We start from the raw sequence: 18,994 nt of genomic DNA, 5'->3' as shown, positions 1-18,994 counted from the left end.
CCCGCCCCAAAAGGACACGGGCCGCTGACTTAGAGGGCGATATCGGACACGGCGGGGCGATCTGCAAGCTGTGCCAGTTTCACCTGCACCAACATGGACAGTTCATCGTAAACAGTCCAGTCGTCAACGATGCGCCCGTCCTTGTAGTGGAAATGCGACATGCCCATGACCTGGATACGTTTTCCGGTCGGATCGCCCAGGCTTTCCAGACCGCCAAAGCCCAGATGATGCCCCTCCATCACCCAGCGCACGGCGACCTTCGTGCCGCCCTCGACGCAGTCCACCGAACAGACGTGCTGGGGCATGAAAACCGCATCGGGAATCGCGCCGATCAAGCCGATCATCTGGTGGCTGACGGCGGTGATGCCGTAGAGTTCCTTCATCAGCGGGCCGTGGTACATCACCGTCGGCGCATAGACATCGCGCAGCACGCCAAACATCTTGCGGTTATAGGCGGCGTGCAGCCATTCTAGGGTCTTGCGTTCCAGATCGCTCGCGGCAATCGAGGTATCAAGCGGCAGCTCGGAGGGGGGATATTGCCCCATCATCAGGCCATTTTCCCCGATATCAAGGCTCGTCAGGCCCTGAGACAGCTTCGCTTTCGCCAGTTTTTCGGCATAGGCCTGCGGATCAAGTCCAAGCTGGCGGATGATTGCCATCTGGTCGGCCACCACCCATTCGCGGTAGATCTTGTTCTCGAAGACCATGCAATCGGCGACGGTGCGCGACACAAAAGCCCGCCCCGTGGCGGGTCCGTAATGCCCGTTCTGGCTGTGGCGCCCCGATCCGGTCACCAGATGCGAGGTGTAGAACCCGTCAACGTCGTTGCCGCTCCAGACCACCTGCGTGGCCATGCCGCGCCGCTCGGGTAGGGACACCAGACGTTGCAGCGTGTCGCGCACCACATCCTCGCGGTTATACATGGTGCCCATCGTCCCATAGAGCACGCAATTATGGGTGTAATGGGTGTAAATCAGCCCCACATCGCGCTCGTCCCAAATCTTGTGGGTGCAGCGGATGATATAGTCGACAATATCGGTGTAGCAGTCGTCAAACCCCGCCATCGACTGGGCGCGCGGGCGGTTTTGAGGCACCAGATCGGTGAAATCGAGCCGCTCGCATTGCAAGACCTCGCCCGCGTGGCTCTGCGCGGCTTTGGCGGGTCGGCTATCGCCAGATTTGGGGTCTGCGGATTTATCGGTGGGTTTATCGGTGGGGGTCGCCATGGGGTCTCCTTTGGGGGTCGCTTGCCTCTTGCCAAGAGTTGTGGCCTATGTTGAATACGTATGCAAGTGTGTTGCAAAAGAAATCCGCGCAGTGTCATTCTACGCCTGTGCCCCACCACTTTCGCGCCCCGACCGGAGACCGCCATGCCCCAAAAACCCCCGATGCCCGCGGCGCACCCAGAGCCCCAAGCGCCCCTGACCCGCGAGGCGCTTGGGGCCATCTTGGCTCGCCACGGGGTGACCCTTGCGCGCGACGAACAGGAGGCAGCTCTTGCCAGCGCGACCGCATTACAGGCCCGCGCCGCGCGGCTTGCAGACCCGAAAGCGCGCGGCGATGACTGACTGGATCGACCGCCCCCTATGCGATCAGGCCAGCGCCCTGCGCGACGGCGACACCACCAGCGTTGCACTGGTGTCCGCCACGCTTGAGCGCGTCCACGCCCGCCGCGCCCTCGACGCGGTCACATGGATCGCCGCCGACGCCCTGGACCAGGCGCAAGCGGCAGATGCAGCGCTGCATGCGGGCGTGGATCTCGGCCCGCTTCACGGTCTGCCCATCGCCCTCAAGGACATGTTCGCCGCGCAGGGCCAGCCCAATCTTTGCGGCTCGAAGGCCATGCCCACCACACTGCTGCGCGAGGACAGCGCGCCTGTTGCGGCGCTGCGCCGCGCGGGAGCCTTGCCGATCCTGCGCGTCGCGACCTATGAATTTGCCCTCACCGGCCCTGCCTGGGATCAACCCTACCCGCCCGCGCGCAACCCGTGGCATCGCGACCATATCACCGGCGGCTCCTCGTCGGGCTCGGCGGCGGCGGTGGCGGGCGGGCTGGTGCGCGCTGCCCTCGGGACCGACACCGGCGGATCGGTGCGCAGCCCTGCCGCCTATTGCGGCATCGTCGGGTTGAAACCGACGCGCGGGCGCATTCGCGATGACGGCGTTTTCCCGCTGTCGCAAACGCTCGACACCATCGGCCCGCTCGCCGCCTCGGTGCGCGAAGCGGCGCTGGTGCTGGATGTGCTGTCTTGCGCGGGGACACCCGCCGCCAGCCGTGAGCTTGGCCATGATCCCAAAGGCCTGCGCCTGGGCTTTGCCCGCGACTGGTTGCAGGACGCCGCGGCGCACCCTGCCCTGCTCGCGCTTCTCGATGACGCGGTCGGTCTTCTGTCGCGGTTGGACATGGAAATTTCGCTGGTCGACATGCCCGACTACGCCCAAGCCGAAGATGCCGGCTGTGTGCTGATCCAGGCCGAGGCCTGGCAGGTCCACGGCGCGCGCCTTGCAAAGCGGGGACAGGACTATGGGCGCGACGCCCGGCTGAACCTGATCAGCGGCGCGGTCCTGACGGCGCGCGACGTTGAAAAGGCGCAGGCCCATGCGCAGCTGCTGAGTGCAGACATCGACGCAGCCCTCGCAGGGCGAGATGCGATCGTGACGGCAACCACCCTCACCCCCGCGCCCGCCTTTGCGCAGTTTGCCGACGGGGCGGTCTGGACGCCCATGCGCACCTTCCCCTTCAACATCTCCGGCCATCCCGCCATCACCGTGCCCTGCGGGCTGATCGACGGGTTGCCTGTGGGGCTGCAAATCATCGGGGCCAAAGGCGGCGAAGCGCGGATTTGCCGGATCGCGCAGGCCTTTGAACAGGCCAGCGATCACTGCCTGCAAAAACCGCCGCTCTGATCCTGCCCACGCCCCAGAACAAAACGGCCGCGCATCAAACGCGGCCGTTTTGCGTTCAACGGGCCCGGTGTCAGGCCTGCAAGCGATCCAGACGCAACTGCGCCGCGCGCCGGTGCCCTTCCAAGCCCTCGCTCTTGGCCTGACGGGCCGCAGGCGGAGCAACCTGTTTCACCCCTTCGGCGTCAAGCCACTGATGTGTCACGGTTTTGATATAGGTGCCAACCCAAAGCCCGCCCGTGTAGCGCCCCGCTGCCATCGTTGGCAACGTGTGGTTCGTGCCCGAACATTTGTCCGAATAGACCACGCTCGACAGCTCGCCGATGAACAGCGATCCATAATGGCTGAGCTTGGTGGCAAAGGCTTTGGGGTCCGCAGTGTGCACCTGAAGATGCTCTGCCGCGACCGCATCCGAATAGGCAATCATTGCCGCCTCATCCGCGACCAGCGCGATTTCGCCGTAATCCGTCCACGCAGGGCGCGCGACCTCGGCGGTGGACAGGGTGGCAAGCTGGCGCTCGACCTCGGCCAGAACCGCCTCGGCCAAGGGACGGTGGGTGGTGATCAAGCCGACCCGCGTGCGCACGTCATGCTCGGCCTGCGCCAACAAATCCGTCGCGATCATTTCCGCATCGCCCGTGTCATCGGCCAGCACGAAAATCTCCGACGGTCCCGCCAGCTGGTCGATGCCCACGGGGCCGAACACCTGGCGTTTGGCCTCGTTCACAAAGGCATTCCCCGGCCCGACGATCTTGTCCACTTTCGGCACGGTCTGCGTGCCAAGCGCCATCGCCGCAATCGCCTGCGCGCCCCCGATGCGAAAAATCCGGTCCGCCCCCGACAGGTGACAGCCCGCGATCATGGCCGGGTGCGCATTGGGCGGCAGGCAGGCAATCACCTCCCCCACGCCCGCGACTTTGGCGGGCACGATCGTCATGATCGGCGCCGACAAAAGCGGGAACCGACCGCCGGGAACATAGCAGCCCACCCGTTCGAGCGGAATATTGCGATGGCCCAGATGCACACCGGGGCGGATCTCGACTTCCAGTTCGCCCAGCGTGCCCAACTGCGCCTCGGCAAAAGCGCGCACATTGGCAATGGCAAATTCCGTATCGGCGCGGGTCTGCGGCTCGAGGTCGGCCAAAGCCGCCGCGCGCTCGGCCGCGCTTACCTCGAACGCCTCCAGATCGGAGCCGTCGAATTTGCGCGCATAGTCACGAACGGCCAGATCGCCTTCGCTGCGCACGCGGGCGATCACCTCGGCCACAATCTGTTCGACGGGGGCGTTGTCTGCCACGGCACTGCGGGCCGGAGCTTTGATAAATTCGGGAGCTTGAAAGCTGGTGTTGCTGTCGGTCATGGCCTCACATCCGGTGTCTGATCCCCCGTCGATAGCATTTTTGCATACGAATGCAATAGTGGGAATCGCCGCGCAGGGCACAAGCGCCCGCTGCCCCGATTTTCCGGCAACACTGCCTAAATCAAGCGCATCCGCCTACTCCTCGGCCGCCAGCACCTTGAGCGCCGCGTCGATATTGGCCCGCAGCGCACCATCGGTGCTGCGAAACAGGATCGCCACATCGCGGTTTGCATCAAAGGATGGCGGCATCGGCGCGACGGTTTGGTAGAAATCCGGCGCCAGCCCCGCCAAATCCGGCTCCCATAAAATCGCCGCATCCATCGCACCGGCCAACATCAAGGCGCGCGCAATTTCGGGACGATCAAACGGGCGGCGTTGAAAACCGCCAAACCGGCCCCCCGCCTCAATCAAGGTGATCAACGACAGGTCAATCGGCGTGTACAGCGGCGCGCCCAATTGCGCGCGCGGATGGGACGCTGCAAGATCGTCAAGCGACTGCGCCGCCTGCGAAACCAGAACATAGGGCGCGGAAAAATAGGGGCGCGAGGCGATCAGCCAATCGGGCAGGCGCTGCGCCCCGTAAAGCCGCGCGCCCATAACCCCAAGACAGCGTCCGGCCAGCGCCTGCCGGATTTCGGGCCAAACCCCGTCCTGGGATTGATGCGCCACATCGCGCAGGTCCAGCTCAACCACCTGCGAGGTCAATAGCAACACATCGGCCAAGGCCTGCGCCGTTTGCACATCGCGCTCGAAACTGGGCGAGCCTTTGAGCACGCAAAGCGGCAAGCGCGTGCCGAAATCGGGTCGGCTTTGCGCCAGAAACTCCGGCGCGACCCAGGGTTCTTGCGCCCGCGCCGCGCCCGTTATCCCAAGGCACAAAGCGCCAAGGATCAAAGAAAAAACGAAGGTGATCACAGGTGATGTCATGTGCGAAATGCGCCGGATCGCATATGATCCGACGCATCCTTTCCAATGTTTACGACAGGTTTCGTGCGCGTTGCGCGAAACCCGATCAGCTGGGTTGCGCAGGCAGGGCAAAGACCATCATGGCATTGCCGCCTTCGGGGCGTTTCACTTCGGGGGCAAGCTGCGTGGGCACGCTTGTCGACCAGGAATAACCGCCTGTGCCCACGGGAATCGCGATATATTGCACCCCGTCCACCTCATAGGTAATCGGCATCCCCTGCGCGGCCTGTGGCAGACGCGTGCGCCACAATTCAGCGCCGGTTTGCGCGTCCAGCGCCCAGAAATTGCGGTCCCAATCCCCTGCGAAAATCAGGCCCGTATCGGTGCTGAGCATGCCGGTATTGGCCGGCGTGCGCAGGCGTTTTTCCCACAAAAGCGCGCCGGTATCGATGTTGAGCGCGGCAATCCGCCCGAGGTGATCGGGATCGTCGGGATGGGCGATCCGGTTCTCCGCAAACTTGCCGTTGCCGCCGCCACCCTCGACCATCTCGACCTCGCCATAGACAACCGCCTCGTCGCAGTTGATCGACATCGGCACATAAACCGCGCGGGTGTCGGGGTTAAAGGCCATGCTGCGCCACGCCCGAAAACCGGTCGTCGAGGGACATAGCATCACGGGCACCCCAAGCTCGCCGATCTTGCCATCGCGATAGGTGGCAAAGGTGCCATCGGCGTTCAGGTCGATCTGGTCCTGAAGCCCCATATCAAAGGCCGGAAGCGGCGTCCCGTCCACGCGGCTTCCGCGCCACAGGATCGCCAGTTTACCCATGTTCACATAGGACGGCTCGCCATCGATATCGACGAGGATATGCTCGAATGCCTCATCCATGTCATTGGTTTCACCCGGAATATACTGACGATACCATTGGATGGACCCGTCTTTGGGATCAAGCGCAAGCGTCGAGCTTGTGTAAAGCGAGTCCCCGTCCTGCCCACGGCTCAGCCGCGACCAGGGCTTGGCCTGGCTGACGCCGATGTAAATCAGGTCAAGGTCGGGATCATAGGTTGCAGTGGTCCACACATCGCCACCCCCGCGCAGCAGCCACGGCTGGCCGCCCCATGTATTCTCGCCGTCCCCCTCTTCGCGTTGCACCGTATCCGTGCGCCACGCCTGCGCCCCGGTTTGCGCATCAAACGCAACCACGGCGCATTTTTCCTCATAAAAACGAAAGCACCCCTGCACCCCCACGATCACCTTGCCATCCACCGCAATCGGCGCGGCGGTGATCGACTTTCCGACCTCGCGGCTGGCGATCGTGGTCTGCCAGACGATCTGACCGGATTTGGTATCAAGCGCGATCATTTCCGCATCGGGCGTCGCGATGAACACGTTATCGCCCCAAAGCGCGAGACCGCGGTTCATCATGCCTTCGCGAAAGCCTTCGGGTGTTTCGTGCCGGTATTCCCAGATCAAATCGCCGGTCTTGGCGTCCAGCGCCTGCACCGAGCCACCGGGGTTGGCGATATACATCACACCGTCATGCACGATGGGCACAACTTCCTGACTGCCGGGCAACATCGCCCACCCCCACGCCAGCGTCAGACTTCCGACGTTTTCCTTGGTGATCTGGTCAAGCGGCGAATGGGCCCAACCGTCAAATGTGCGGCGCCATTGCAGCCAGTCCTGCGGTGCCGGATCGAGCAAGGTCTCTTGCGTCACCGGCGCGCCACTGCCCGCAACCGGCGCAAGGCAGGCCAAAGCCCCAAGCGCCACTCCCGTCAAACCGCCGCGCAGTCGTCCTGTCATCTGTCCCAACATAGATCACTCCTCCTCTTCGTGTTGTTGTACTTTGGCCGCGCCTCGCCCCTACTGGATCACAAGATCCATCGGCGCGACCTCCTCGGCCGTCTGCGGGAAACGCCCGTCCTCTTGCGCTTCGACCCCGTTGAAATTCAGGATATAGGCGACGATCTGCGCGTAGGTTTCGGGGTCGATCTCCCCCGTCATCCCCGGCGGCATCGTCGTGATGATTTTGTGAAACGTTTCCTCAAGCGGCTTGGTCACCCAGGAATACTGGAAAGTCGGCCCGCGCAGGTCCGGCGCATTGGAATTCACGCTGCGCAAATCCTCCCCGTGGCATCCCGCACAATTGTCGAGATAGGCCTCGGCCCCTGCGGCAACCTGCGCGGTGCCGATGCTGCCGCCTTGCAAAAGAACCACCTTGTCAGCGGCCTGTGCCCCGCTTGCGACAGCGCACAAAAGCATAAGTCCACCTGTCGTTTGCAGGATGTGGCGAATTGGCATTGGTCTCTCCTCTTGCTCACCGAACATGAATCGGTGATTCTTATTTTAAAATGAGATTATTCAAAATGTATGGTATTTGTCAATTTGACTGATCCTTACTCGGCTCTGCCCCGCCATCTCCCGCCGACACCTGATAAAACTCTTGAATCCCCGCAAGTTGCCCCTGCGCCTCAAGCCCCGAGAGGCCCGAAAGCACCGCATCGCGCAGGGTCGCATCGCCTTTCCAAAATCCAAATCCAACCTGTTGACGCGCAAAGGGCGGCGGCAGACGGCCGATCCGCAGCCGCACGCTTCCCTCTCTCAGCGGCGCGTCCGTGACCGCCGCAACAATCGTCCCCGCCCGCAGCGCCGCGATCAGCGCCTCGGGCCGCGCAAAGATTGTTGGTGCCAGACCCTGCGCCCGAATCCAGCCGCCGAGCTTAGCGCGATCCGACGCCAAAGAGGCGACATAGACCCCGATCGTGGCGCCCGGCGTCAACGCCGCCTCCCCCTTGGCTTCGAGCGTTACCAGCGACCAGCCGAAGGTGGCATGGGCCACAGGCGCGTCGAGAAACCCGCGGGTCTGCTCCGTCAATACCAGCCCCCCCGCGATCACGTCACAACGCGCGCGCGTCAGCCCCCAGCGGCGCGGATTGATCCCCGCATCCATCTGCGCAACGGGCACAGAAACCATGTCCCATCCCGCGTTGCGCGAAATCGCCCCCAAGAGCACAAGGTCGATCCCGCCCGCAGGCTGGCCCGCCGTCGCGCGCGTGATCCAGGGGGGATTGTCGGAGGGGTGACAGACCCGCAACCGTCCTGCGGCTTTGACTTTGGACAGGGCCGTGTCGGGGGGCAGAGATCCGGCTGCAAGCAAGAGGCACAGCCCGCCCAGAAGCGGCACAAGCCCAGACAGACCCTTTTTGCGCGCGCGCACCATCGCTAGACCCTGCGAAAGCGCATCAGCGCCAGCCCCAGACACCCCAGATCGAGCGCGACGATCACGGCCACGCCGTACCACAGCGGATAGCTGTGCCAGTCGATGACCACCGCGCGCATCAGATCAAGCACATAGGTCAGCGGATTCACTTCAACGATGCTGACCAGCCACTGCGGATAGGTGGTCAGGGTTTGTGCCCGCGACAGCCCCGCATCGAGCGGAAACACCGACCCTGCGGTAAAATAAAGCGGCAAAATCACCGCGTTGGAAAACACCCCGAAGCTGTCGAACTCGCGCAGGGACAGCGCAATCACGATGCCAAAGGCCGTCAGACCAAAGGACAGCGCCGCCATGATGCCAAGCAGGGACACAAGCTCGGATAGGGTCATGGCCACCCCCGCCGCCCGCGCCACGCAAAGCACAAGCGCCCCATGCACCAGCGCCACCGTCATCCCGCCCAGAATCTTGCCGACCAAGACCGTGGCCCGCGACAGTGGCGCGACCAGCACCTCGCGCAATACACCGAATTTCAGATCCCAGATCAGCGAGACCGCCGATTGGACCGAGGCATAGAGAAGGTTCAACAGGATGATCGCCGGAAACAGGAACTGCACAAAGGTGAAGGGCACGACAAAGCGCACCGACCCGTATACCTCGCCGCGAAACCACGGGTTCAACCCGACCCCCAGCACAATCACCCAAAGCAGGGGGCGGCTCACACCGCCGACGATCTGGTTCTTGTCGGTAAGCATCCGGCGCACATCGCGCCACCAAATGGCACGCAGCCCTTCCAGTTCGCGCATCAGATCGCTCATGGTGCCGCTCCCCGGGCCGCCATCGCGCGCGCGCCACCGCTGCTTGCCCCACGCAGGATGCGCCGCAGATCGGCCCGCAGCGCCGCGTCATCCCCAAGCGGCTCCCCCGCGGGTACGCGCCTTGGCCTCGGGGTCGTCACCGCAACATCGGCAAGGATTTTTCCGCCCCCCAGAACCACAATCCGATCCGCCAGATACAGCGCTTCGTCGACGCTATGGGTCACAAAGACCACGCTGGCCGGTTGCAGCGCCAGAACCCGCAACAGCTCGTCCTGCATGTCTTCGCGCAACAGCGCATCGAGGCTGGCAAAGGGTTCGTCCATCAACAACACCCGGGGCGCTACGATCAAGGCCCGCGCCAGCGCCACCCGCTGCTTCTGGCCACCCGATACTTGCGCGGGCATGCGCGCCGCCAGATCCGCGATCCCGAGCCGCGCCAGCTGGGTGTCGATGCGCGCGGTGACCTGCGCGCGCGACAGCTTGAGCGGCAAAAGCGCGAATTCCAGATTGCGCCGCACCGTCGCCCAAGGCAAAAGGCGTGCCTCCTGAAACATCACCCCGACACGCGCGCCCCCACGGGTCCCGTCAGCCGCGCGATCCTCTGCGCGCCCCGCGATTGACACTGCACCAAGGTCCGGCGCAATCAACCCCGCCGCAAGGCGCAGCAGGCTTGTTTTGCCGCTGCCCGACGGCCCCAGCACCACCGTCACCCCCGCGCCGCGCACCTCAAGCGTCAGGCCCGCCAGCACCGGCACCGCCCCAAAGGACAGCGACACATCGCGCAGCGACAGCGCACAGGGGGCAGCGGCGTTCATCGCGCCACCGGATCGGCCCCCGCCGCGACGCCCAGATCGCGCAGGGCGGCGTCCAGCGGGGCAAAATCGACCCAGGCCGACAGATCGTCTGGCGCGGCCGCCACGACCACGGCCTGCGACAGCTCTCCTGTTTCGATCAACCAGTCGCGGGTGCGCAGCAAATCCGCCGCATTCATGCCGCCGTTGACCATCCAGCTGCCCGAAAACTGCGCCACCAGTTCGCGCAGCGCCTCCGGGCCGACATCGGCACGCAGCGGCGACATCGCCCGCACCCACAGATCGGGCTCGGCGGCGATGTCGCGCGACAGGCGCAGCAAGGCGCGGATCACCGCTTGCACCTCGCGCGGGCGGGTTTCAAGAACCGCGCGCGGCACAACGTTGACCTTGTTGACCAAGGGGGCCGCGGCAAAATAGGCCTCGGGGCTGACCAGCACGTGCAGGCCGTCGCGGTCGGGCATCGTGGACCACACCCCCACCGACATCGTTGTCGCGTCAATCCGCTGCGCCGCCAGCGCCTGCGCGCGCGTTGCCGGCTGGCCCAACGCCACCAGCGACACCGCCTGCGCCCCCACGCCCGCCTCGGCCAGGACCCGCATGCTCAGCGCATGATCAAGGCTCCCGACCCGCCCGATGCCAAAGGTTTTTCCCGCCAGTGCCTCGGGACTCGCCACCGCCGCGCGCGCGGCGATCAAAAACGGCAGAGACGTGTTGGGCGAGACGACCGCGCGTAGGCTGTCGTCGCCCATCGCGTGCAATTGCAACAGCGCATCCAGCGAAATATTCGCCATCTCGCCCTCCCCCGCTTTGAGCGCCGCAATCGCGGAAGGGGTTTGTTGAACGCGCACCAAATCGACCTCGACGCCTTCGGCTTCGAAATAGCCAAGGCTCTGCGCCAGATCCATGACCGAATTGGGCAACAACGGCGGCTCGAGATGGGTTACGATCAATCGAAACGGCTCGGCGCTCGCCGCCCCGCCCACAAGGCCCAGACACGCGATCCATAGGGCCGCAACCGCCCGCCAAAGACCGCGACCGCGCGCACCAAAGGGCTGGATATTCAACGACATGGCAAGTCACTCCATTCTATGTTTTACAAATTTTTCAAGATGATAGAGGCCTGAGCTGATCACCACACCGACCACGGACAGGGTCACGACAATGGCCATATATTCGGCCATGCGAAAACTGGCGCCATAGCGCGCCAACAGCCCGCCCAACCCGCCAATCGCGGTGTATAATTCCGCAACCACCGTGTTGATCAGCCCGATGGTCGCCCCAAGGCGCAGCCCCGTCACCATCATCGGCAAAGCGGCCGGCAGGATCACCCAGGCAACGCGCTGCCACCGGCTGACCCCGACGGCGCGCGCCATCTCGACCAGATCGGGGTCGGCATGGCGCACCCCCGCCCACGTGTTGAGAAGGATCGGAATCGATGCGCCCAGAAACACCAGCGCGACTTTCGCCGGATCCCCAAGGCCGAGCAGAACGATCAGCAACGGCACAAAGGCAACCCGCGGCGTGGCCGCCAGCGCAAACACAAACGGCTCCATCGCCCGCCCCAACCGTGGCACCAGCGCAAAGCCGATCCCGCAGGGAATGGCGAGCAGCGCCGCCAGGCCAAACGCCATCGCAAAGACCCGAAGGCTTTGGGCGATGCTGGCCCAATAGGCGGCCTGCCCGGCCATGCGGCACAGGGCGTCCAGCGTTGCAAAGGGGCCGGGCACGACTGTCGGCCCCGCGATCTGCGCGCTCGCCATCCAGACCCCCACAAGGCACCCCAGCGCCAGACTCCGGTCCCGCAGGTGGCGCAGCCTCATCGCGCGTCCTCCGTGAACAGCCCAAGATAGGCCGTTTCCAGATCCGCCGCCTCAAGCGCATATCCATCCAGCAGCGCCCCGTGCCGCGCTAGAACAGCCTCGGCCGCCGCGCGATCACGCAACCGCAAGGACATCCGCCCGTCTTCGCGCGCGCGCGCCGCTGGACAGGCCACAAGCAACGCCGCCCTTTGCCGGGGGCCGGCGGGCTGCATCAGCAGCTGCACGCCCCCCTGTCCGAACCGCGCCAGTGCGGCCGGGGTGCAATCGCGAAGCATGCGCCCCTTGTTCAGGATGCAAAGCCGATCGGCACCCGCAACCTCTTGTAAATAATGGGTTGTCACCACCAGCGTGATCGCCCGCATGGCCCGCAGACGCGACAGGGCCTGCCAAAATGCCGCCCGCGCCGCCGCATCCAGCCCCGTTGTCGGCTCGTCGAAAATCAGAACCTCGGGCGCGTGGATCATGGCGCGCGCGATTTCAACCCGCCGTTTCTGCCCGCCCGACAAGCCAGCGGCGATACGGTCGCGCAGCGGCGCAAGATCGCTCTGCTCCAACACCTGCGCAATGCGCGCGGCGCGCGCGCCGCGTGCCACCCCGTGCAATGCCGCGTGAAACGCCAGATTGTCCGCCACGCTCAGGCGGCTGTCGATGGTGGGGGTCTGAAACACCACCCCCAGCTTGCGTCGCACGGCTTTTGCCTGCGCGACCACATCCAGCCCCGCCACCCGCGCGCGCCCGCGATCAGGCCGCGTGAGGGTGGACACAATATCAACCACCGTCGATTTTCCCGCGCCGTTCGGTCCCAAAAGAGCCACGAAACTACCGGCGGCAATATCAAGCGTCAGCCCGTCGAGCGCGTGCACGCCGCCAAAGGATTTGTGAATATTCTCAAGCGAGATCGCAGGGCAGCTGCTGGCCATCTCAGATCCCTCCCCGCCACCCAAGCAACGACAGGCACAGCGCACCAAGCGCAAGCGCCCAGCCCCCCAGAACGGGGCGGGCCAACGCGCGCGCGCGCGCACACCAGCACGATGCCATCGCCAGCGGCGCAACCGGCACCAGCGCCAGAACCGCGCTGCGCAGCCCGATGACCTGCACTTGGGCCAACCCGTCCAGCAGGACCGCCCCGCGCAGATCGGGCAGGGCGCGCGCCACAAGCGGGGCCGCCGCGCCAAGGCAAAGCATCGCGCAGCCCATCCCCAAAGACGCCAGCACCACGCAAAACACCACCCGCGCGCCGCATCCTTGCACGCGCAGCGCTGGCCAGCCAACCTGTTGAACCAGAACGCAAATCAACGCAGGCGCACAGAGCGGCAAACGGTTCACCCCGCGCTGTCCCGCCGCCTCCAGCGGCGCCGCGCCGCCGACCCCGACCCCGTTCCCCCTCATGACACGGCGCGCGATCATGCCCAGCACCATCTGGTGGCAGACAATCACGATTGCGCCGCACAACAGGCGCAGGCCCAAAACGGCCAAGCTGACATCTTGCATGTTCTCTCCCCCGAGAGGGAAAACCTCTCGCCTCACTTAAATAACAAAATATCATTTGTTTTTGTCAATATCATATATTTTGTTTGATGAGTGGCAAAACCTGTGGCACGAATAGCGCCGTTCGCCCTCTACGCGAACACGCGACCTGAATGGGAGGAAACCACATGACAGGACTGAAATCCGCCGCGCTGGCACTGCTCATGGCGGGCGTCGCCGCGCCTGCAAGCTTTGCAACCGGCATCCCCGACAGCTACACAACCTTTGAAAAATATGGCGTTTGCGGCAGCCTGGACGACAGCTGCTATAACGACTGGTTCGACCGCACCAGCGGCGAGGAAGCCGCCTCCAAGGTGCTGGTTTTCTATCACGTCGCCGAAGGCGTGAAACAGCACGACAACCGCGACGCGGGCGTCGAGGCGCTGACAGCGCTGTTCGAAAGCGCAGGCATGGAAGTCACCGCGACCCAAGATCCGACCTTTATGGACAGCGGCTTCAACCTGCGCCCCTTTGACACCATCGTGTTCTGGAACACGGGGCGCGACGCCCTCTCGAGCCTCGGGCAGATGTCCCTGCGCATCTACGTCGAGGGTGGCGGCGGTTTTGCCGGCATTCACAATGCCTTTGGGACCAATTTCAACTGGACGTGGTACGAAGGTCTTCTGGGCGCACAGCTCTATGATCACGCGCCCCGCCAGACCGGCACCGTGCATGTGAGCGCACCCAACGATCCGTCCGTTGCGCATCTGGACGGCGTCACCTTCGGCCCCGAAGAGTTCTACAACGTCCATCCCGATCCGCGCGCGCTCAGCGATGTGCGCATCCTGCTGAGCGTGGACGAAGCGACGATGACCGAAGGCACACAGGGCTATTACGGCCATCCGGGCATGGGCGAAGGCCACCCCGTGTCGTGGTGCCATTACTACGACGGCGGGCGCGCGTGGCTGACAACCCTCGGTCACAGCATGGAAATCCTCGAGGACGAGAACTGGCGCAAGCACATCCTTGCCGGTGTCGAAGGCACGATGGGCAAGGCGCCTTTCTGCGTCGGGGAGTGACCCGCGGCGGGGGGCGGACACGCCCCTCGCTTGCTATTGCCCCCAAACCCGAGGTAATTCTGGGATCAGCCCGACAAAACGCATTGGACATCCGTTTTCATGTTAGCAAACAAATTCGACAATATTGGTATTGATGGCGAAACTGTCGGAGAAATTGCATTTCGCCGGATCAGAACCGATATTATCCACGGATATCTCAAGCCGCTCGACCGTCTCAAACTGGATGTTCTGAAAGAAAAATATGCGGTCAGTGTGTCGACTTTGCGCGAGATTCTCAGCCGGTTGATCAGCGAAGAACTCGTGGTTGCCGAGGGTCAACGCGGCTTTCAGGTTGCGCCGATTTCCCAAAGCGGGCTGCATGATATCGCGGATTTGCGCATTCTTCTGGAAACCCATGCGCTGGAACGCTCGCTCAAACAGGGTGACTTGAACTGGGAAGGCAACGTCGTATCCGCCCATTACAAGCTGCAAGCCGTCGAACGCGATCTGATCGAGGGCAACTATGCCGAGGTCGAGGCCTGGGTCAAACACGATTGGGGCTTTCACCACGCGACGATTTCCGCCTGCAACGCCCCTGCGCTGATGCAAACCCATTCCAGCATTTTTGACCGGTTTTTGCGCTATCACATGCTGGTGCTGGATTTTCGGGGCCAAAAAGCCGCCGCCGAACACGTACAACTGCGCGACCTCGTGCTGGCGCGCGACACTGACAAAGCCTGTGCCCTGCTGCGCCGCCATATCCAGAGCGGTGTGCAGCATATCCTGAGCACTGGCAAAATCCCCTAAACACTGCGCAACGCGGGCGTTTTGGCACCCGCACAGCCTTTCGCGCCCTCCTTTTGACAGGCGGCCACCCCCGGGTGGCCGTTTGCGCATGCGGATCTTTATTTTTATATGACGTTTTGCACTTTGTCATATATTTTATATCTTGACACAGATTAACAGTTTGGCCGAATGTCTTGGGGGAGTTGAAGAGTCTTCAAATGGGAGGAAGAACCTATGACCATTACCCGCCGCCAGATCCTTGGCAGCAGTCTCGTGGCACTTGCGATGACGAGTGGCCTGTCCAGTGCCTTTGCCGCAGACAAACCTGTGCTGAAATTCTCGTCTGTTGTGTCGGAAAACGACATCCGCGCCGAGGCCTTCAACATGCTGGCCGAAAAACTGTCGGATGATTTCGAAATCCAGAACTATTTCGGCGCAACCCTGGTGCCCCAGGGCTCGGAACTGACCGCCATCCAGCGCGGGACGCTGGAAATGGGCATCATCCCGCCCCAGGACATCGCCAATCAGGCGCCCGAATGGTCCATCGTCACCGCCGCCTATCTCTTTGCCGACACCGATCACATGCTCGACGTGATGGCGGGCGAGGTCGGGCAGGAACTTGACCAGATTGCCGCCGATAAACTGGGCCTCAAAATCCTTGGCCCCGTCTATTTCGGCACCCGTCAAGTCAATCTGAAACCCGAAAAACAGATCATGACCCCCGAGGATCTCAAAGGCATGACCATCCGGATGCCCGGCGGTGATGCGTGGCAATTCCTCGGGGAGGCCATCGGGGCAAACCCCACGCCTCTGGCCTATTCGGAGGTCTACACCGGCCTGCAGACCGGCGCGATTGACGGTCAGGACAACCCCCTGCCCAACGATTACAACATGAAGTTTTACGAAGTCACCAACCAGATCGTTCTGACCAACCACCTGATCGGCTTCGACCTTTTGACGCTTAAACTCGACATCTGGAACGAGATGACGCCCGAGCAACAAGACCGCTTCCAAACCGCCGCCAACGAGATCATCGACTGGAGCACCCAAAAGCACCTCGCGCGCGAAGAGGAGCTGGTGCAGTTCTTCAAGGACGAAGGGCTTGCGGTCTACGAACCGGATCGTGCCGCGTTTCGCGACTATGCGCAGGCAAAATATCTGGCCTCCGATTTCGCCGAAAGCTGGATTCCGGGCATGCTTGACAAGATCAACGCGACCGCAGGCAACTAGCGGCGCGCGTCGGTCCCGCAGGGTCCGGGCCATGGGCCCGCGACCCTGCTCCCTCTTTTCGACAAAGGCAGACCAATGACGTTTCGCAACCGCGCCCTGCGGATCTACACAACAGTCGCCGAAGCCGTGCCCGCGCTGCTGCTTTCGGCCATGTTTCTCAGCTTCATCCTGCAAGTGTTCATGCGCTATGTCATCGGCCAGCCCGTCGGCTGGACGGTCGAGGTCTGCGCGATTGCCTGGATCTGGATCATTTTATGGGGGCAGTCCGTCAGCGCGCGCGACGAGGACGAAATCCGGTTCGACATCGTCTATTCCGCGGTCGGCGCAGGCACCCGCCGCGTGTTTCGCATTCTTGCCGCGCTCTTGCTGATCACCGTCTATCTCATCGCCTTTGGCGATAGCTGGAGCTACGTAAGCTTCATGAAAATCGAGGATACTTCTTACCTCGACATTCCCTACAACTATGTTTTCGCTATCTTTTTGGTGTTTCTCGCCGTCAGCATCCTGCGCTACGCGCTGATCGCGGTGCAAGAGCTGCGCGGCGTCATCGCCCCGCCCGCGAACACGTCCCTGCCCGAGGATACCCCCGAATGAGCCCCGAATTTTCTCTTGCGGTCGCCATCATCGTCGGTGCGGCCATCATCGGACTGCCGATTGGCCACGCCATGATCGTGGCCTCGCTGACCTATCTGTTTGTCTCGGGCATGGACATGGGCATCGCGGCGGAACAAATGCTGCGCGGTCTCTATGGCAGCTACGTGCTGCTTGCCATTCCGCTGTTCATCTTTGCCGCCGACCTGATGAATATCGGCTCCCTCTCGGACCGTCTTCTGGGCTTTTGCCGCGCGCTTGTGGGCCGGTTTCGCGGCGGCCTCGGGCATGTAAACGTGTTCTCCTCGCTGATTTTTTCGGGCATGTCCGGCTCGGCCATCGCCGATGCGGTGGGCATGGGGCGCATCATCATCAACCTGATGCTGCGCGACGGCAAATATCCCGCCGCCTATGCGGGGGCGATCACCGCCGCCTCGGCCATCATCGGCCCGATCATTCCGCCCTCGATCCCGATGGTGCTCTATGCGCTGGTCTCCGATACTTCCATCGGCTTTCTGTTCCTTGCCGGAGTGGTGCCGGGGTTGATCCTTGGCCTGCTGCTGATGCTGATGAACGCCTTTCTCGCGCGGCGCTACGATTTCCCGACCGAAGATCCCGTGCCCCTGAACGCGCTGCCCAAAATCACCCTGCGGGCCGTGCCTGCGCTGCTGATGCCCGTCATCTTGCTGGTGGGAATCTACGGCGGCGTCACCACCCCGACAGAAGCCGCCGCCCTTGCCGCGCTCTATGCCTTCGTGGTGTCGGCAGTATTCTATCGCTCGATCACCCTGCGCGACACATGGCGCACGATCCGCTCCTCGGCCCGTTCGACCGCCTCCGTTGGCATCCTGATCGCGGGCGCTTTGGTGTTCAACTATGTCATCACGGTTGAACAAGTGCCCGCGGCCATCCGCGGCGCGCTGGCCGGATACGACCTGTCCGCGTGGCAATTCCTGTTGATGGTCAATGCCGTGCTGCTGGTGCTGGGCTGTCTGATCGAAGCCAATGCGATCCTGCTCGTCATCACCCCGATCCTCATTCCCACCGCCCTCGCCCTTGGCGTGGACCCAGTCCACTTCGGCGTGATCGTTGTCGTGAACACCATGATCGGGCTGACGACCCCGCCCTACGGGCTTTTGCTTTTCGTTGTCAGCTCGATCACAAAATCGCCGGTGGCCCAGACCATCCGCTACCTCATGCCCTTCCTCGGGATCATGATCGTCGGCCTCGGCATCATCACCTTTGTGCCCGGCCTCGTCCTGTGGCTGCCCCGCCTCTACGGCTACGGCAATTGACACCCATATCCAGAAAATCAGGAGACATCATGTCCAACGATCCCTCTCTCGCCCTGCCGATCTATGTCATCAACGGGCCAAGCCTGAACCTTCTCGGGGAACGCCAGCCCCATATCTACGGCACCGAAACCCTCGCCGATATCGAAACCATCTGTCACGATGCGGCGCGCGACGCGGGCACCTCGGTGGTATTCCACCAGAGCAACCACGAGGGGGTCATCATCGACTGGATTCACGAAGCCCGCAAGAAAGGCTCCGCGATCCTGATCAATCCGGCGGGGTTTACCTCGACAAGCATCGCTATCCTCGACGCCCTGCTGACCTTTGACGGGCCGATTTTCGAGGTGCATATCTCGCCGCTATTCAAACGCGACGAATTCCGCCACCCCTCCCATATCTCCCGCGCCGCCACCGCCAAAATCGAAGGCTTTGGCACCATCGGCTATCGCTTTGCGATCCTGCGGGCCGCCGCGCTCGCGGCCTGAGGGCAGGCGCGCCAGCCGCTTTTGACCCTGCATCGCCCCGATGCGCGCAGCGCCATATTTGCTCGATCCGCGCAGCGCCATATTTGCTCGAAAGAGACTTGCAGATGGGGGGCGGATTAACGCATTTTTAACTTGGGTATGGGATTTTTTAGAGAAGCAGGCCGCTGCCTGCGCTGTGAAAGGTTACCAAGTGGCTCGTTCGTGTCGTGCACTCGTTGTCTGCAATGCAACCAAGCGCTCC

20 protein-coding genes are annotated in these 18,994 nt (G+C 63.1%); 8 read left to right on the top strand and 12 right to left on the bottom strand.

What is annotated here, in order from left to right; translation table 11 throughout:
• Positions 1-29 precede the first annotated feature (29 nt).
• Positions 30-1,226, bottom strand: coding sequence for a nuclear transport factor 2 family protein (locus tag AQS8620_RS14500; protein WP_085837736.1), 1,197 nt, complete (start codon positions 1,224-1,226; stop codon positions 30-32).
• A 144-nt stretch (positions 1,227-1,370) separates the two neighbouring features.
• Between AQS8620_RS14500 and AQS8620_RS14495 the strand changes: the two genes are divergently transcribed.
• Both AQS8620_RS14495 and AQS8620_RS14490 read left to right on the top strand, forming a co-directional pair.
• Entirely contained in the window at positions 1,371-1,568 is a 198-nt protein-coding gene (locus AQS8620_RS14495) for a hypothetical protein (protein ID WP_085837735.1), read from the top strand.
• A complete protein-coding gene (locus AQS8620_RS14490; protein ID WP_085837734.1) occupies positions 1,561-2,907 on the top strand; it encodes an amidase in 1,347 nt (448 codons plus the stop codon). Before AQS8620_RS14495 ends, AQS8620_RS14490 begins: the two co-directional genes overlap by 8 nt.
• Positions 2,908-2,977: 70 nt before the next feature.
• Here AQS8620_RS14490 and hisD read toward each other — a convergent pair whose 3' ends face one another.
• From hisD to AQS8620_RS14435, 11 genes are all read right to left on the bottom strand, one after another.
• Entirely contained in the window at positions 2,978-4,264 is a 1,287-nt protein-coding gene (gene hisD, locus AQS8620_RS14485) for a histidinol dehydrogenase (protein ID WP_085837733.1), read from the bottom strand.
• Between the two features lie 135 nt (positions 4,265-4,399).
• On the bottom strand, positions 4,400-5,179 hold the full coding sequence (locus AQS8620_RS14480; protein ID WP_085837732.1) for a transporter substrate-binding domain-containing protein: 780 nt from the start codon (positions 5,177-5,179) through the stop codon (positions 4,400-4,402).
• 97 nt (positions 5,180-5,276) lie between these two features.
• Entirely contained in the window at positions 5,277-6,989 is a 1,713-nt protein-coding gene (locus tag AQS8620_RS14475) for a pyrroloquinoline quinone-dependent dehydrogenase (protein ID WP_200809638.1), read from the bottom strand.
• A 48-nt stretch (positions 6,990-7,037) separates the two neighbouring features.
• Entirely contained in the window at positions 7,038-7,475 is a 438-nt protein-coding gene (locus AQS8620_RS14470; RefSeq protein WP_159453257.1) for a c-type cytochrome, read from the bottom strand.
• Between the two features lie 79 nt (positions 7,476-7,554).
• On the bottom strand, positions 7,555-8,394 hold the full coding sequence (locus AQS8620_RS14465; RefSeq protein ID WP_085837730.1) for a substrate-binding periplasmic protein: 840 nt from the start codon (positions 8,392-8,394) through the stop codon (positions 7,555-7,557).
• A gap of 2 nt (positions 8,395-8,396) precedes the next feature.
• On the bottom strand, positions 8,397-9,209 hold the full coding sequence (locus AQS8620_RS14460; protein ID WP_234990507.1) for an ABC transporter permease: 813 nt from the start codon (positions 9,207-9,209) through the stop codon (positions 8,397-8,399).
• Positions 9,206-10,024 carry an ABC transporter ATP-binding protein gene (locus tag AQS8620_RS14455; RefSeq protein ID WP_085837729.1) on the bottom strand — a complete coding sequence of 273 codons (819 nt, stop codon included), beginning with the start codon at positions 10,022-10,024 and terminating at the stop codon, positions 9,206-9,208. Before AQS8620_RS14455 ends, AQS8620_RS14460 begins: the two co-directional genes overlap by 4 nt.
• A complete protein-coding gene (locus tag AQS8620_RS14450; protein WP_085837728.1) occupies positions 10,021-11,091 on the bottom strand; it encodes an ABC transporter substrate-binding protein in 1,071 nt (356 codons plus the stop codon). Before AQS8620_RS14450 ends, AQS8620_RS14455 begins: the two co-directional genes overlap by 4 nt.
• Positions 11,092-11,097: 6 nt before the next feature.
• Positions 11,098-11,841, bottom strand: coding sequence for an ABC transporter permease (locus AQS8620_RS14445; protein ID WP_085837727.1), 744 nt, complete (start codon positions 11,839-11,841; stop codon positions 11,098-11,100).
• A complete protein-coding gene (locus tag AQS8620_RS14440) occupies positions 11,838-12,761 on the bottom strand; it encodes an ABC transporter ATP-binding protein (protein ID WP_085837726.1) in 924 nt (307 codons plus the stop codon). The genes AQS8620_RS14445 and AQS8620_RS14440 overlap by 4 nt, the downstream gene beginning before the upstream one ends.
• 1 nt (position 12,762) lies before the next feature.
• On the bottom strand, positions 12,763-13,332 hold the full coding sequence (locus AQS8620_RS14435) for a hypothetical protein (protein WP_085837725.1): 570 nt from the start codon (positions 13,330-13,332) through the stop codon (positions 12,763-12,765).
• A gap of 164 nt (positions 13,333-13,496) precedes the next feature.
• Between AQS8620_RS14435 and AQS8620_RS14430 the strand changes: the two genes are divergently transcribed.
• From AQS8620_RS14430 to AQS8620_RS14405, 6 genes are all read left to right on the top strand, one after another.
• Positions 13,497-14,387, top strand: coding sequence for a ThuA domain-containing protein (locus tag AQS8620_RS14430; protein ID WP_085837724.1), 891 nt, complete (start codon positions 13,497-13,499; stop codon positions 14,385-14,387).
• Between the two features lie 99 nt (positions 14,388-14,486).
• Positions 14,487-15,173, top strand: a complete 687-nt coding sequence (locus AQS8620_RS14425; protein ID WP_085837723.1) for a GntR family transcriptional regulator — start codon at positions 14,487-14,489, stop codon at positions 15,171-15,173.
• Positions 15,174-15,386: 213 nt separating this feature from the next.
• A complete protein-coding gene (gene dctP / locus AQS8620_RS14420) occupies positions 15,387-16,382 on the top strand; it encodes a TRAP transporter substrate-binding protein DctP (RefSeq protein WP_085837722.1) in 996 nt (331 codons plus the stop codon).
• Positions 16,383-16,457: 75 nt separating this feature from the next.
• Positions 16,458-16,976, top strand: a complete 519-nt coding sequence (locus AQS8620_RS14415; protein ID WP_085837721.1) for a TRAP transporter small permease — start codon at positions 16,458-16,460, stop codon at positions 16,974-16,976.
• Entirely contained in the window at positions 16,973-18,268 is a 1,296-nt protein-coding gene (locus tag AQS8620_RS14410; RefSeq protein WP_085837720.1) for a TRAP transporter large permease, read from the top strand. Before AQS8620_RS14415 ends, AQS8620_RS14410 begins: the two co-directional genes overlap by 4 nt.
• 29 nt (positions 18,269-18,297) lie before the next feature.
• On the top strand, positions 18,298-18,753 hold the full coding sequence (locus AQS8620_RS14405; RefSeq protein ID WP_085837719.1) for a type II 3-dehydroquinate dehydratase: 456 nt from the start codon (positions 18,298-18,300) through the stop codon (positions 18,751-18,753).
• Positions 18,754-18,994 lie beyond the last annotated feature (241 nt).

The sequence above is a fragment of the Aquimixticola soesokkakensis genome (assembly GCF_900172375.1).
In the GTDB taxonomy this organism is placed as follows: domain Bacteria; phylum Pseudomonadota; class Alphaproteobacteria; order Rhodobacterales; family Rhodobacteraceae; genus Aquimixticola; species Aquimixticola soesokkakensis.
Note: the sequence above shows the minus strand (reverse complement) of the source record. Positions and strands in the feature narration are given on the sequence as shown.